We start from the raw sequence: 13,623 nt of genomic DNA, 5'->3' as shown, positions 1-13,623 counted from the left end.
CACGAGAACTCGGGCAGCCCGTCCGCATGTGCGATGCGGGCGGGCCGCCCGATGGCGCGGCTCGGCCGCCCGGCAGGCACCCCGACCAAGAACGTCTGTCAGGCGGACCGACGCCAACCCTCACGACCGGGGGCCCGGTCACGACTCACGTCGTGACCGGGCCCCCGGGTCGTTTCCGGCTTGCCGCCAGCGCGAGCGTCACGGCTGGCTGTAGCCGTCCAGGAAGCGGGCGATGCGCGCGCACGCCTCCGTCAGGTCGTCGGCGTACGGCAGGGTCACGATGCGGAAGTGGTCCGGCTCGTGCCAGTTGAAGCCGGTGCCGTGCACGACCATGATCTTCTCGGCGCGCAGCAGATCGAGGACCATCTGCCGGTCGTCCTTGATCTTGTAGACGTTCGGGTCGAGCCGGGGGAAGAGGTAGAGCGCCCCCTTCGGCTTCACGCAGGTGACGCCCGGGATCTGGGTGAGCGCGTCGTAGGCGGCGTCGCGCTGCGCGAGCAGCCGGCCGCCGGGCAGGATCAGACTGTTGATCGACTGATGGCCGCCGAGCGCGGTGGCGATCGCGTGCTGGGCGGGCATGTTGGCGCACAGCCGCATGTTGGCCAGGATCGTCAGACCCTCGATGTAGCTGGAGGCGTGGGACTTGGGACCGCACACCGCCATCCAGCCGCTGCGGTACCCCGCCACCCGGTACGCCTTCGACAGCCCGTTGAACGTCAGCGTCAGCAGGTCGGGGGCGATGGCCGAGGTCGGGGTGTGGGTGGCGCCGTCGTACAGGATCTTGTCGTAGATCTCGTCGGAGCAGACGATCAGCTTGTGGCGGCGGGCGATGTCCGTGAGGCCGCGGAGCATCTCGTCGTCGTACACCGCACCCGTCGGGTTGTTCGGGTTGATGATGACGATGGCCTTGGTGCGGTCGGTGACCTTGCGCTCGATGTCGGCGAGGTCCGGCATCCAGTCGGCCTGCTCGTCGCAGCGGTAGTGCACCGCGGTGCCGCCGGCCAGCGAGACCGAGGCCGTCCACAGCGGATAGTCGGGCGCTGGGACCAGCACCTCGTCACCGTCGTCGAGCAGTGCCTGCATCGACATCTGGATGAGCTCGGAGACGCCGTTGCCGAGGTAGACGTCGTCGACATCCAGCGTGATGCCCTTCGTCTGGTAGTGCTGCATCACCGCCCGGCGCGCCGAGAGCAGGCCCTTCGCGTCGCCGTAGCCGTGCGCGTCGCCCAGGGTGCGCAGCATGTCCTCAAGGATTTCGGGCGGGCACTCGAAACCGAAGGGCGCCGGATTGCCGGTGTTGAGCTTGAGGATGCGGTGGCCCGCCGCCTCGAGCCGCATCGCCTCTTCGAGGACCGGGCCCCGGATCTCGTAACAGACATTCGCGAGCTTCGTGGACTGGATCACCTGCTGCATGCCCGTCACCTTACGGGCGCGTAGGGCTGCCCGCCCGGTGTTTTTCGCCACGTCGGGACGGCCGGAGGCGGCCCTGCCACACTGGCACGGTGGTGTCGCCCTACTCTCCGCACTCCTCATGGCTGCCGTACTCCCTCCTCAACGACGAGCCGGTGTCCGCCACCGGACGCGATCTGCTGGGCGCGGGACGCGTCGCGGAACAACTGGCCGGACTGCTCGTCGCCTCACGGGGCTCCACACCGTTCACCCTTGCGGTCGACGCCGGCTGGGGGATGGGCAAGAGCAGCCTGATGCGGCTGGTCGACGCCCGGCTGAGCGCGGCGCCCGGCGTGCAGACCGTCTGGTACAACGCCTGGACCTCCACCGGCGACGACGCCCTCGAAGGGCTGATCAAGTCCGTCCTCACCGGCTTCGACAAACGGGTGCTGCGCCGCGGCCTGCACCGGATCACCCGGCACCGCTCGCTGCTCGGGGTGCTGCGCGCGCTGAGCCTGCTCGTCGCCGGCCCGCTGGGGATCGCCGCGATGACCGACGAGCTGTGGAACTCGATGAACGTCGACGCGAAGACCCGCAACGACATGCGCGACGTGATCGGAGAGCTCGTCAGGGACTGGGCGGACGCCGGCCCCGGGCTCCAGGACCAGCGGATGCTCGTGGTCTTCATCGACGACCTCGACCGCTGCTCGGAGGAGACCGTCCTCGCCGTCTGCGAGGCGGCCAAGATCTATCTGGACGTGCCGGGCCTCGCCTTCGTCATCGGCTGCGACCGCTCCGCGATGGCCCCGAACGGACTGCTGCGCGACATGTCGCCCGCCGCGGCCGCGTTCATGGAAAAGATCTTCCAGACCAGTTACCGCATCCCGGTGACGGACAGCGAGGGGATCCAGGAGTACGTCCGCTGGTGCGCGGAGACCGCCGGCATCAGCCGCTACCTCGACGCGGGCCTGACCGACCTCCTCATCGAACGCTCGGCCCGCAACCCGCGCCGCATCAAACGGCTGGTCAACGGCTTCGTCCTGGAAGCCACCCTCAACCCGATGTGGCAGGACTTCGGGCCGGGCGGCGTGATCAGGACGCTGCTCATCCAGTACTTCTATCCCGACTTCTACCGGATGATGACGGCCCCTTCTGCGGGTGCGGACGGGGACGTGGTCAGCGAATTCCGGACGTACCGCGAGCTGCGGCGGGCGGTGCGCGGCCCGGCCGACGACCGGTCCGACTTCAATCCCTTCCTCATCGCCCATGACGTGCGGCCGCTGCCGCCCGACGGCACGGAGTGGAGGCCGGGCCTGCTGTCCGAGCTGGAGCAGCAACTGCCCGTCGGCTTCCCGGTGCTGGCCGCCGATCCGGCGTTCACCTCGCTGATCGGCGAGCTGATGGCGCTGCCGGAGTCCAGGGAACTGGTGCGGCAGTTGCGGCAGGGCACTCCGGGCCGGGTCTCCGAGCCACCTCCGCCACTGTTCGACGACGATTCGTCCGGGTCGTACCCGCCGCTGCACGCCGTCTGGGGCAGCGGGATCCTTGCACAGCAGGGACCCGGCACCCAGTGGCCGGCGGCCCGGCGGGAGCCACCGCCGGACGTCCCGTTCGCGGGGATGGACATCCTCTGGCTGGACGAGAACACCCGGGGCAATGCCGAGTGGACGGACCTGCTGACCAGGTTCGGAGCGATCGTGCGGACGGCCCTCGGCGAGAGGTCCGCCAGCCGCGCGATCGCCGACCGTGAACCGACGTTGCTCATCTCCAACGTCTCCCGGGGTGACAACCCCAACGCGGGGTTCGACTACGTCGAACGGCTGAGCGCCGACGGGACGTACACCGGGCAGGTGGTCTTCTTCACCGGACGGGTCACTCCCGCGGGGCGCTCGCGGGCGTCGGCGGTGGGCGCCCTGGCGATCACCGCGGACTTCGAGGACGTCCGGGTCCTCCTGCACCGGCTCAGCCGGGAGCGGACCGGCCGGTCCCGCTGAAAGCACCCGTCACCGCGCCCGCGCCGGTTCGCGCCGCACCGAGCGGCCCGCCAGGACATCCGTGCGCCGCCCGTCCTCGATGACGAAGCGGCCGTCGATGAGGACGTGCGGGATGCCCGTCGGGAGGACGCGGGGGGCGTCGAAGGTGGAGCCGGCCGCCACCGTCGCCGGGTCGAAGAGCGTCAGGTCCGCGCGGTAGCCCTCGCGGACCAGGCCGCGGTCGGGCAGCCGCAGCCGGGCGGCGGGGCGGGAGGTGAGGTGGGCGACGCACTCCTCCAGGGACAGGATGCCCAGCTCGCGCACGTACTTTCCCAGGTATTCGGGGAAGGTCCCGTACGCCCGCGGGTGCGGCTTGTAGCCCATCAGGATGCCGTCGCTGCCGCCGGTGTGGACCCGGTGCCGCATGATCGCCCGGACGTTCTCCTCGTGGCCGACGTGCTGCAGGATCGTCGACCCCAGCCGGTCGTCGATCAGCAGCCGCCGGGCCGTCACGAAGGGCTCCTCGCCGCGCTCGGCCGCGCTGCGCGCGATGGTCCTGCCGACGCAGCCCGCGAGTCCGGGATCGCTCACCCCGGAGACCTCGATCGTCGCCCAGTCCATCGGCACGCCATGGCAGCCGTCCGCCCCGTCGACCTCCATGACGTGGCGGATCTTCTCCGCCGTCACGTCGTCCCGCAGCCGCGCGAGCGTCGCCTCGGGGCCGCCCTCCGTCGCCCAGCTCGGCAGCATCGCCGCGAGCGTCGTGCAGCCGGGGAGGTAGGGGTAGGTGTCGAGCGAGATGTCGGAGCCGGCGTCCAGGGCCCGGTCCAGCAGGGCCAGCAGGTCCGGTGCCTTGCCCTTGTTCACGCCGAAGTTCATCGTGGCGTGCGCCAGGTGCAGGGCGCAGCCGGCGTCCCGGGTCAGCGCCACCATCTCCTCGTACGCCTGGAGCGCGCCCGCCCCGTACGAGCGGTGGTGCGGGCAGTAGTAGCCGTCGTACGCCGCCACCACCCGGCACAGTTCGGTGAGTTCGGCGTCCGACGCGTACATCCCGGGCGTGTACGTCAGCCCGGACGACAGCCCGACGGCGCCCTGTTCCAGTCCCTCCGCCACCAGCCGCTTCATCGTGGTGACCTCGGCCGCCGTGGCCGGGCGGTCCTCCCAGCCCAGCGTCAGCATCCGGACGGTGCCCTGCGGGACGAGATAGGCGGCGTTCACCGCGATGCCCCGGTCGAGCCGGTCCAGGTACTCGCCGATGCTGCGCCAGTCGAAGTCGATGTCCGAGCCGTCGCCGTTCCAGCCGGTGATCTGCGCGCGGACCTCGGCGAGGGTGCGGTCGTCGACCGGCGCGTACGACAGCCCGTCCTGCCCCAGCACCTCCAGCGTCACACCCTGCGCCGCCTTCGCGGAGTGGTCGGGGTCCCGCAGCAGGGCCAGGTCGCTGTGCGCGTGCATGTCGATGAACCCCGGGGCCAGGGCCAGGCCGCCGGCATCGACGACGCGGGTTCCGGTCAGCCGGATGTCCCCGAACCGCGCCGCGTCCTCGCGCCGGATCGCGGAGATCCGGCCCCCGTCGATGCCGACGTCGGCCCGGTAGGCGGCCTCCCCGCTTCCGTCGATGACGCTCACGTCGCGGAACACGAGATCCATGCCGGTGCCTTTCCTGTGCTCGGCCTGCTGGACTGGGCGAAAGGGTGCAAAGGGCTTAGAGGGTTCGAAGGGTCTAGAAGAAGGTGCGGATGTAGTCCGTGACCGTGCCGTCCGCCTCGACCAGCGGCAGCAGCTTCCACTTGTCGAACGCCGTGCAGGGGTGGGAGAGGCCGAGGCCGACCCATTCGCCGATCTCCAGACCGGCGCCGGCCCCGATGGCGACGAACGCGTGCTGGTCGGAGAGGGCCGTCACCGTCAGCCCGGTAGCCGGCCGCAGCGCGCCGTCCGTGCCGCGGACGACCTGCGGTTCCGGCAGCCCGAGGTCGAAGGAGGCGTCGCGCTTGCCGGCGTTGAGGAAGGCGAGCGCGCCTTCCGGCTTGGAGACGACCTGCGCCCAGAGCCGGAACGCGGGCTGGAGGGCGCCCTCCTGGGGGATGCGGTCGTGGAACGGGGTGATCTCGCGGTAGTGGCCGTCGTCATGGGTGATGTAGGCGCCGGAGCGCAGCAGCTTGAGCAGCGGCTTCGAGAAGTCCGTCGCCCCGACCGGCTGGAACACCTCGGCGACCGTGTCGAACCAGCCGCTGCCGCCCGCGCTGAGGATGATCTCGTCGGCGTCCGCGAAGCGCCCGGCGGCGTCGAAGTCCCGGGTGAGGGCGACGAGCCGGTTCAGCCAGTCCCGGACGGTCTCCTGGGTCTTGACGGGGATCTCGCCCTCGTACCCGGCCACTCCGACGAGCCGCAGATGGCGGGCCGCGCCGACCGCGTCGGCGACCTCGGTGGCGGCCGCGGCACCGCGTACGCCGGTCCTGCCGCCCCGCTCGCCCAGCTCCACGACGACGTCGACGGGGCGGGTTGCGTCCGCCAGCGCCGCGTCCATCAGTTCCACGCCGCGCACGGAGTCGACGTAGCAGGCGAAGCGGAAGTCCGGGTCGGCGGCGAGCTCGGCGGCGAGCCAGCGCAGCGCCGCGGCGTCGACCAACTCGTTGGCGAGGAAGATGCGTTGGACGCCGAAGGCGCGGTAGACCCGGACCTGCGTGGGGACGGCGGCCGTGATGCCCCAGGCACCGTAGGCGAGTTGGCGGGCGAAGAGCTGCGGAGCCATGGACGTCTTGCCGTGCGGGGCGAAGGCGAGGCCGTACTTCTCGGAGTAGCTCTCCATCAGCGCGAGGTTGTGCTCCAGGGACTCGGCGGACAGCGTGAGCACCGGAGTGGTGAAGCCGCCGTCGAAGAGCGACCGCCGCTCGGCCGCCAGCTCGCCGAGGGTGAGCTCCGCGGCGTCCGGCGGCAGGCCCTTGAAGCGGTGGCCGACCCGCTCCTCGTGCAGCCGCTCGGTCGTCTTCGCGACGTCCATGGAACCTCCTGGAGAATCTCTGCGCGGATCTTTGCGTTGCAACATGTGCAACGTCCATTGCATGTCTTGCTTCCTGCTGTCTAACATCCCGGCAAGCACCGGGTCAACGGTGTGTGAAGCACCGCCCGAACCGAAGAGCACCCGCCGGCCGGCCCGGACAGCGACCGTCCGTCGGCCCGGACAGTGACCGTCCGACAACCCGGGCGGCAACCGTCCGACAGCCCCACCCGACAGCCCCATGAGGAGCGAGAGCGACCGTGACCGCAGTCCCGAGCGGCCCGCAGTTCGACGTAGCGTGCCTTGGCGAATCCATGGTCACCTTCGTGCCCTCGCAGCCCGGCAGCCTCGCCGACGTCCCCGCCTTCCACCGCGGGATCGGCGGCGCCGAGTCCAACGTCGCCTGCGCCCTCGCCCGCTCCGGTCACAGCGCCCGCTGGATCAGCCGGGTCGGCGGCGACGGCTTCGGCGACCATCTGATCCGCGCCGTCGCCGCGACCGGCGTCGACGTCACCGCCGTCCAGCGCGACGCCGACCGCCCCACCGGCATCTACTTCAAGGAACAGCTGGCGGACCGTACCGCCGTGCTCTACTACCGCGCCGGCTCCGCGGCCGCCGCCATGTCCCCGGAGACCGTGCACCGCCGCGACGCCTGGTCCGGCCGCATCCTGCACCTGTCCGGCATCACCGCCGCGCTGTCGCCCGAGTGCCGTGCCCTGATGCGCTCGCTCGTCACCCGCGAACCGGGCCGGCCCCTCGTCTCCTACGACGTGAACTTCCGCCCGGCCCTCTGGGGCACCGGCGACGACCCCTGGCTGCTCGCCGAACTCGCCCGCGGCTGCGACATCGTCTTCGTCGGCGAGGACGAGGCCCAGGACGCCTGGGGCCTGGCCGACGCGGCCGCCATCCGCACCGCGCTCCCGGAGCCCGCCGTCCTCGTCGTCAAGCAGGGCAGCACGGGAGCCACCGCCTTCACGGGTGACACCGCGACCTTCGTCCCCGCCCTCGCCGTGGACGTCGTCGAACCCGTCGGCGCGGGCGACGCCTTCGCCGCCGGGTTCCTCTCCGCAACCCTCCGCGGCCTGCCCCTCGCCGACCGGCTGCGCCACGGGCACGTCATGGCCGCCGCCGCCCTCACCGTCCCCGGCGACCTCGGCACACCACCCGCGCGCGCCCACGCCGACGCCCTTGTCGCCCTCGGAGAGGACGCGTGGGGGACACTGCGGCTGGGCCCCGGATGGACGGATCGGGCCGGCGGCACGGATCGGGTCGCCGGGACGGAACCGGCCGGGCAGTCGGATCGGGTCGGACAGACGGATCGGGCCGGACGGACGGAGAAGGACAGATGAGCCAAACAGTCGACCGCGCGCTGCGCATCCTGCCGCTGCTCGCGGAGGGACCCGCCAACCTCGAACAGGTCGCCACCCGCCTCGACGTCCACAAGTCCACGGCGCTCCGGCTGCTGCGCACCCTGCACGAACACGGCATGGTCTACCGCCAGGAGGACCAGCGCTACCGGCTCGGCGCCCGGCTCTTCGCCCTCGCCCAGCAGGCCATGGAGACCCTGGACGTCCGGGAGATCGCCCACCCGCACCTCCTCGCCCTCAACGAGAAGATCGGCCACACCATCCACCTCGCGGTCTACGAGGAGGGCGAGGTCGTCTACATCGACAAGGTCGAGAGCCGCTACCCCGTCCGGATGTACTCGCGGATCGGCAAGCCCGTCGCGATCACCGTCGCCGCCGTCGCCAAGCTGCTCCTGGCCGACCTCCCCGAGGCCGAGCGCCGCTCCATCGCCGAGCGCCTCGAATACCCCAAGTACACGGCCAGGTCGACACCCGACGCGGCCGCCTTCCTCACCGAGCTGCTGCGGGTACGCGAGCAGGGCTGGGCCACCGACCTCGGCGGCCACGAGGAATCCATCAACTGCGTCGGCGCCCCCATCCGGGGCGCGGACGGCAGGATCGCCGCGGCGATGTCCGTCTCCGCGCCGAACGTCGTCGTCACCGCCGACGAACTGCTCAAACTGCGCCCGCTGATCCTCCGTACCGCGGAGGCCATCAGCCGGGAGTACTCAGGAAACACCGTTTCGAAGGACACCCCATGAGCGACAACTCCCGGACCCACGAGTCCCCCCTCCAGAAGACCGCCATCACCCCGGCGACCCACACCACCCCGCCCGCCAGGTTCTCGCACGGCGTGCGCAAGGGGAACCTGCTCCAGGTCGCCGGCCAGGTCGGCTTCCTGCCCGCGGTGGCCGGCCAGGCCCCGACCCCCGCCGGCCCGACGCTCCGCGAACAGACCCTCCAGACGTTCGCCAACGTCAAGGCGATCCTCGAGGAGGGCGGCTCCTCCTGGGAGGACGTCATCATGACGCGGGTCTACCTCACCGACACCGCGCACTTCGCCGAGTTCAACGAGATCTACAACGAGTACTTCGCCGGTCTCAAGGAAGCGCCGTCGGCCCGCACCACCGTCTACGTCGGCCTCCCCGCCGGCCTGCTGATCGAGATCGACGCGCTGGCCGTCCTCGGCTGACGATCCCCCCACCACCTTTCATCCCCCCGAACCCCCTGACACCACAGGTCTCCTTGCAGCACCGCACCACCAACCCTCAGCCGCCGCACGGCGCGGCGCCCGCACCACGGGCGCCGTGCCGCGGTCCCCCCTGCCCTCGCCCGAATACGGAGTCCCCACGTGTTCTCATCGCTCGCCACCCTCGCGGCAGACCCACCACCGACGCCGCACACCGGCGGCCTCCTCCTGCTGATCCACGGCACGGCCGGACTGCTGACCGTCGCCGCCCTCGGCATCGGCCTGCTGCTCGTCCTCATCATCAAGGCGCGCGTCCAGCCGTTCGTCGCCCTGCTCGGCGTCTCCATAGCCGTCGGCCTCGCCGCGGGCCTGTCCGTCACCGAACTCTTCGGCACGGTCCAGAAGTCCAGCGCCACCTCGCTCATCGAGACCGGCATGGGCGGCACCCTCGGCCACATCGCGATCATCATCGCGCTCGGCACGATGCTCGGCGCGATCCTGGAGATATCCGGCGGCGCCGAAGCCCTCTCGGCCCGCCTGCTCAACGCCTTCGGCGAGAAGCGCGCCCCGCTCGCGATGGGTCTGACCGGCCTCATCTTCGGCATCCCGGTCTTCTTCGACGTCGGCATCTTCGTCCTCGCGCCGATCGTCTACGCCGCCGCCAAGCGCGGCGGCAAGTCGATGGTCCTCTACGCGATGCCACTGCTCGCGGGCCTCTCCATGACCCACGCCTTCCTGCCCCCGCACCCGGGCCCGGTCGCCGCGGCCGGCCTGCTGCACGTCCAGCTCGGCTGGGTCATCCTGATGGGCGCCGCGGTCGGCATCCCGTCCGTCATCGCCGCCTGGGTCTACGCCGCCTGGATCGGGAACCGCATCTTCGTCCCCGTCCCGCAGGACATGGTCGACGCCGCCGACGAGGCCAAGGCCGCCGTCGCCGCCGAGCAGCAGGCCGCGGGCGTCACCCCCGTCGAGACGCCCGTCTCGCTCGGCACGGTCCTCGCCATCATCGGCACCCCGCTCATCCTCATCCTGTGCGCGACGTTCTCCTCGATCGCCCTGGACCCGAGCACCGGCCGCTCGGTCATCGAGTTCTTCGGCCACCCCTTCGTGGCCCTGATGATCGCGCTCTTCCTCGCCTACTACCTGCTCGGCATCCGCCGCGGCTGGTCCCGCAAGTCCCTCGAAACCGTCTCGACGGCCTCGCTCAAGCCGGTCGGCAACATCCTGCTGGTCGTCGGTGCGGGCGGTGTCTTCGGCGCCGTCCTCAAGGGCAGCGGGGTCGCTCAGGCGCTCGCCGACGCCTTCGACAGCGCCGGCCTGCCGATCATCGTCCTGGCCTGGCTGATCTCGGTGGTCCTCCGCGTCGCCCAGGGCTCCGCGACCGTCGCCATCGTCACCACCGCCGGAATCGTCGCCCCCATGCTCTCCGCCGGCGACTTCTCCCAGGCCCACCTGGCCCTGGTCATCATGGCCATCTCCGCCGGCTCCATCTTCGCCTCACACGTCAACGACGGCGGCTTCTGGATGGTCTCCAAGTACTTCGGCATCTCCGAACGCGACACCCTCAAGTCCTGGACGGTCCTCGAATCCGTCCTCTCGGTGGCGGGCTTCGCGGTGGCCGCCTCGCTGAGCCTTGTTATCTAGGCGCGGTCACCCAGGCGCGCGTGGGAGATGGGGTGGCCGGCCCGGCGGGGCCGGCCACCCTTGTCAGCTGCCGCTGGCGTCGGTGGCGGCGTCGGACTTGGCGTCGACGGGAATGTCGTCGGAAACCCCCGCCCACCACCCGTCCTCGTCATCCGCCCGCACCTTGATCCCGTGCACGAGCGCGTCGATGTCCGGCATCACCTGCCCGAGCCGCACGAGATCCCCGGTCGACGCGAACACGACGACGTCCACGGAGTGGTGCTCGTCGCGGAAGGCGTACCAGAGGTTGGCGACGAGGTCGTTGTGGTCGAGCTCGACATGCCCCAGGGCTTTTAGGCCCTCGCCGAGGTGGCCGGCGTGGAAGGTGTCCACCTGGGGTGGACGGAGGAGTTCGGGGTCCTGGGCGCGGACCAGACGCCGCAGCGCGTCGCGCTTATCGCCTTCGGCGGGGTAGTGAGACATGGTCACCCGGAACGGCCGTTGCTTCAAATCACCGACGTGAAGGTAACTGAATTTGCCAAGCTGATGCCTGGCAAATGCGTCGTAGGAGCGAATCAGAGCATTCGACAGGCGGCGCGTTGCGAGCCAGCGGTGTGATTGACCACGCAGGGTGAGAATGGTCTCGGCCGAAGACTGAGCCCAGCCGAGTTGACTAGCCCAGCCCGAATCCGTCCAAGAGGGCTGTGGCGTGATGTCGACCCACACGTCCAGCGGATAGTAGACGTCTACCCAGCTCAACTGCGTCCTCCTGTAGCGGTGGCTCCTACCGGGTCAGGATCGACCCAGCTCGTATGGAACTGCATGAAATGCTTCCCGTCGTCGTAGGCCGCCAGGCTCGGCTTCCCTTCGAACACTCCGCTGCTGCCGAGGCTCTTGTCTGTTAGATCAGCAGCCGTGCCTGCAACGAAAGCGGCTGAGTTCTTCACCGCGTGGCTCTTGATACCCCGCGCTTCGGCTTGTACTGCCTCGTTGCCAACGTGCTTTGCCGCCTCATGTGCCCCCAACTTTTCGGCGATTGCTGTCTCGCGTGAGCCACCGGCTCGAACGATCTCTGCTCGGGACACCTCCGGTTCGTGCTGCGACGGGTACTTCGCCGCCGCGCGGGCCCGCGCGTTCATTCGTTTCAACTGGCCCTCCAGGAACTGCCGTCGCGGCTTCGAAATGCTCCGATTACGCAGCTCGCGCGCGATCTCCTGCCGGGCTCCACTCTGTTCGGCCCGGGCCGCCGAGACGGCGTCCTTCGCTGCCTGCCGGGAGGCAACCCGCGTGGCGTCCACGCCCGCCGTCACCCCCTGTTCCGCCGCCTTGCCCATGCGCAGCGTGAGGATCGCGACGATGTCGAGGCCGACGTCGGCCCACGTGCCGTTGCCGGTGGCGGCCAGGGCGGTGTGGACGAGGGCGGTGCCGTAGGTGGCGGCTTCGGCTCCGGCGATGGCCCAGGACGCGGCGAGGGCGAGCCAGGCGGGGGCGGTGGGGGCGCAGGCGATGAGGACGGCGGCGATGGCCACGACGGTGGCGATCCAGCCGATGATCTCGAGCGCTTCGTTGATCCAGGCGGCGTTCCGTTCGAGGAGGTTGGAGGTCCAGCTCCAGCACGAGTCCTCCAGCGAGTCGTCGAGGAGGTCCTCGATGGCGCCGGAGAGGCGGCGGGCGTCGGTTTCGTAGTCGCCGACGGCGCCGTCGAAGGCGGCCTGTGCACGGATGAGTGAGGCACGGGCGTGGTCGAGGTCGCTCTTTTGGGTGGGGGTGAGATCGGCTTCGGGGAGGGCGTCGAGCGGGGTGATGAGGTCGTGCGCGGCGGTGGCGGCGCGGTGGGCGGCGACGGTCTGGTGCTGGGCGTCCTCGACGGCTTCGGCCCAGGCGGAGACCTTGACGGCGACGGCCTCGTAGCGGTCGGCGACCTTGCCGAGCTTGTCGCGCAGACGGTCCGCGCCGTCCTGGAGGGCGTCGGCGTACTCGCCCTTCAGGCCCGTGCCGTCGGAGAGGGCGCGGAGCCGGGTGATCTGGGTGCGGATCTCGATGGCGGTGTCGGTCATGGTCCGGCGGCCGGTGCGGATGTCGGCGGGGGAGCCGGGGGTGGGGTCGGCGTATCGGTCCTCGGTGCGCAGGGGGTGCCAGTCGCGGGGGCGGTGGGGCATCGGGAGGGCTCAGCCCTTCGCTCGGGCGGCGAGGTCGCGGTCGACGGCGGCGAAGGCCGCCTTCGTCCCGCGGACGAGGTTGAGGACCTGGCCGAGGTTCCAGAGGGTCTCCTTGCGGTTGTCCTTCCAGTTGTCGGCGAAGGTGTGCATGACCTCGGCCATGCGGGGGGCGCCGACGGCGTGGGCGAGGGCGTCCTGGGTGGCGGGGCAGCGCTGGAGGGCGGTGCGGATGGAGCTGAGGGAGTGCTCCGAGGCGTCGAGGAGGCGGCCGTCGACCTTCAAGTCGGCAGCGCTGGTGCATGTGTTGGACATGTGTCCGGACTCCTGTGGGGTTGTGTGCCTGTGGAACGATCTGTCCCGGCATAGGTCACAGGCATGAACCGGAGACGGAACAGGGTGAGTTGTGATGGTGGGTGGATACCGGCTGGTGCTGCCGCCCGGCTGGGGGCGGATTCCGTTGCGGGAGGGGACCGAGGAGGCGATCCGGGGGATCGTGACGACGGCCTTCGACGGTTCGCGCGGGGACGCGGTGGCCCAGGTGCGGGTCCGGCTGGAGGGCCGGCTGCGGGAGCTGGCCGTCCGGGCGCGCCGGGACGGCGCCGGGCTCGACCTCTACCTCCCCGTGCGGCCGCGCGGCGGAGCCGCCCCGGTCCCGGCGTCCTTCGTCGTGTCGGAGCTGGCGGTGGGTGGCAGGAAGGAGCGGCGGGAGTACGTCGTGGGCGAGGCGCGGCGGGTGGACTACGTGCTGCCCGTCCCGGACGTCCCCGGGCGCTGTCTGGCCGCCGCGTTCTCGACGCCGACGGCCGTGGCGGAGCCCCGGCTGGCCGATCTGATGGTGGAGCTCTTCGACGCCGTGATGGGGACTTTCCGGTGGTCGGAAGCGTCGGAAGCGTCGGATTCGCGGCGGACCGGCTGACCGGAGACGTCACGGCGTTCTTCGGTTCCC

At 70.8% G+C, this 13,623-nt stretch carries 12 protein-coding genes; 6 read left to right on the top strand and 6 right to left on the bottom strand.

Annotated elements, in window-relative coordinates:
* Window positions 1-198: 198 nt before the first annotated feature.
* The gene (locus LNW73_RS11600) at window positions 199-1,413 is read right to left on the bottom strand and encodes a pyridoxal phosphate-dependent aminotransferase (RefSeq protein ID WP_250989861.1); all 1,215 of its coding nucleotides are present in this window, start codon (window positions 1,411-1,413) and stop codon (window positions 199-201) included.
* Window positions 1,414-1,502: 89 nt separating this feature from the next.
* Between LNW73_RS11600 and LNW73_RS11595 the strand changes: the two genes are divergently transcribed.
* A complete protein-coding gene (locus LNW73_RS11595; protein WP_250989860.1) occupies window positions 1,503-3,383 on the top strand; it encodes a KAP family P-loop NTPase fold protein in 1,881 nt (626 codons plus the stop codon).
* A gap of 9 nt (window positions 3,384-3,392) precedes the next feature.
* Here LNW73_RS11595 and LNW73_RS11590 read toward each other — a convergent pair whose 3' ends face one another.
* Window positions 3,393-5,012 carry an N-acyl-D-amino-acid deacylase family protein gene (locus LNW73_RS11590; RefSeq protein ID WP_250989859.1) on the bottom strand — a complete coding sequence of 540 codons (1,620 nt, stop codon included), beginning with the start codon at window positions 5,010-5,012 and terminating at the stop codon, window positions 3,393-3,395.
* Window positions 5,013-5,085: 73 nt separating this feature from the next.
* Window positions 5,086-6,363, bottom strand: a complete 1,278-nt coding sequence (locus LNW73_RS11585; protein WP_250989858.1) for an amino acid deaminase — start codon at window positions 6,361-6,363, stop codon at window positions 5,086-5,088.
* A gap of 257 nt (window positions 6,364-6,620) precedes the next feature.
* Here LNW73_RS11585 and LNW73_RS11580 point away from each other — a divergent pair, with 257 nt between their 5' ends.
* From LNW73_RS11580 to LNW73_RS11565, 4 genes are all read left to right on the top strand, one after another.
* Window positions 6,621-7,709 (top strand): sugar kinase, encoded by a 1,089-nt coding sequence (locus tag LNW73_RS11580; RefSeq protein ID WP_308407659.1) that lies wholly within the window; start codon window positions 6,621-6,623, stop codon window positions 7,707-7,709.
* Complete coding sequence (locus LNW73_RS11575) at window positions 7,706-8,467, top strand: IclR family transcriptional regulator (protein ID WP_250977466.1); 762 nt, start codon at window positions 7,706-7,708, stop codon at window positions 8,465-8,467. The genes LNW73_RS11580 and LNW73_RS11575 overlap by 4 nt, the downstream gene beginning before the upstream one ends.
* Entirely contained in the window at window positions 8,464-8,898 is a 435-nt protein-coding gene (locus tag LNW73_RS11570) for a RidA family protein (protein WP_250989857.1), read from the top strand. Before LNW73_RS11575 ends, LNW73_RS11570 begins: the two co-directional genes overlap by 4 nt.
* Window positions 8,899-9,057: 159 nt before the next feature.
* A complete protein-coding gene (locus tag LNW73_RS11565) occupies window positions 9,058-10,539 on the top strand; it encodes a GntP family permease (protein ID WP_250989856.1) in 1,482 nt (493 codons plus the stop codon).
* A 63-nt stretch (window positions 10,540-10,602) separates the two neighbouring features.
* On the opposite strand, the gene LNW73_RS11560 is transcribed toward LNW73_RS11565, so the two are convergent.
* From LNW73_RS11560 to LNW73_RS11550, 3 genes are read right to left on the bottom strand one after another with little or no spacing between them, the layout of a single operon-like run.
* Window positions 10,603-11,277 (bottom strand): hypothetical protein, encoded by a 675-nt coding sequence (locus LNW73_RS11560; RefSeq protein ID WP_250989855.1) that lies wholly within the window; start codon window positions 11,275-11,277, stop codon window positions 10,603-10,605.
* Entirely contained in the window at window positions 11,274-12,677 is a 1,404-nt protein-coding gene (locus LNW73_RS11555) for a hypothetical protein (RefSeq protein WP_250989854.1), read from the bottom strand. Before LNW73_RS11555 ends, LNW73_RS11560 begins: the two co-directional genes overlap by 4 nt.
* A 9-nt stretch (window positions 12,678-12,686) precedes the next feature.
* Window positions 12,687-12,989, bottom strand: coding sequence for a hypothetical protein (locus LNW73_RS11550; protein ID WP_250989853.1), 303 nt, complete (start codon window positions 12,987-12,989; stop codon window positions 12,687-12,689).
* Between the two features lie 94 nt (window positions 12,990-13,083).
* Between LNW73_RS11550 and LNW73_RS11545 the strand changes: the two genes are divergently transcribed.
* Complete coding sequence (locus LNW73_RS11545) at window positions 13,084-13,593, top strand: hypothetical protein (RefSeq protein ID WP_250989852.1); 510 nt, start codon at window positions 13,084-13,086, stop codon at window positions 13,591-13,593.
* Window positions 13,594-13,623 lie beyond the last annotated feature (30 nt).

This window comes from Streptomyces sp. RKAG337 (genome assembly GCF_023701715.1).
GTDB lineage: Bacteria > Actinomycetota > Actinomycetes > Streptomycetales > Streptomycetaceae > Actinacidiphila.
This window is presented reverse-complemented; position numbering and strand designations above follow the sequence as displayed.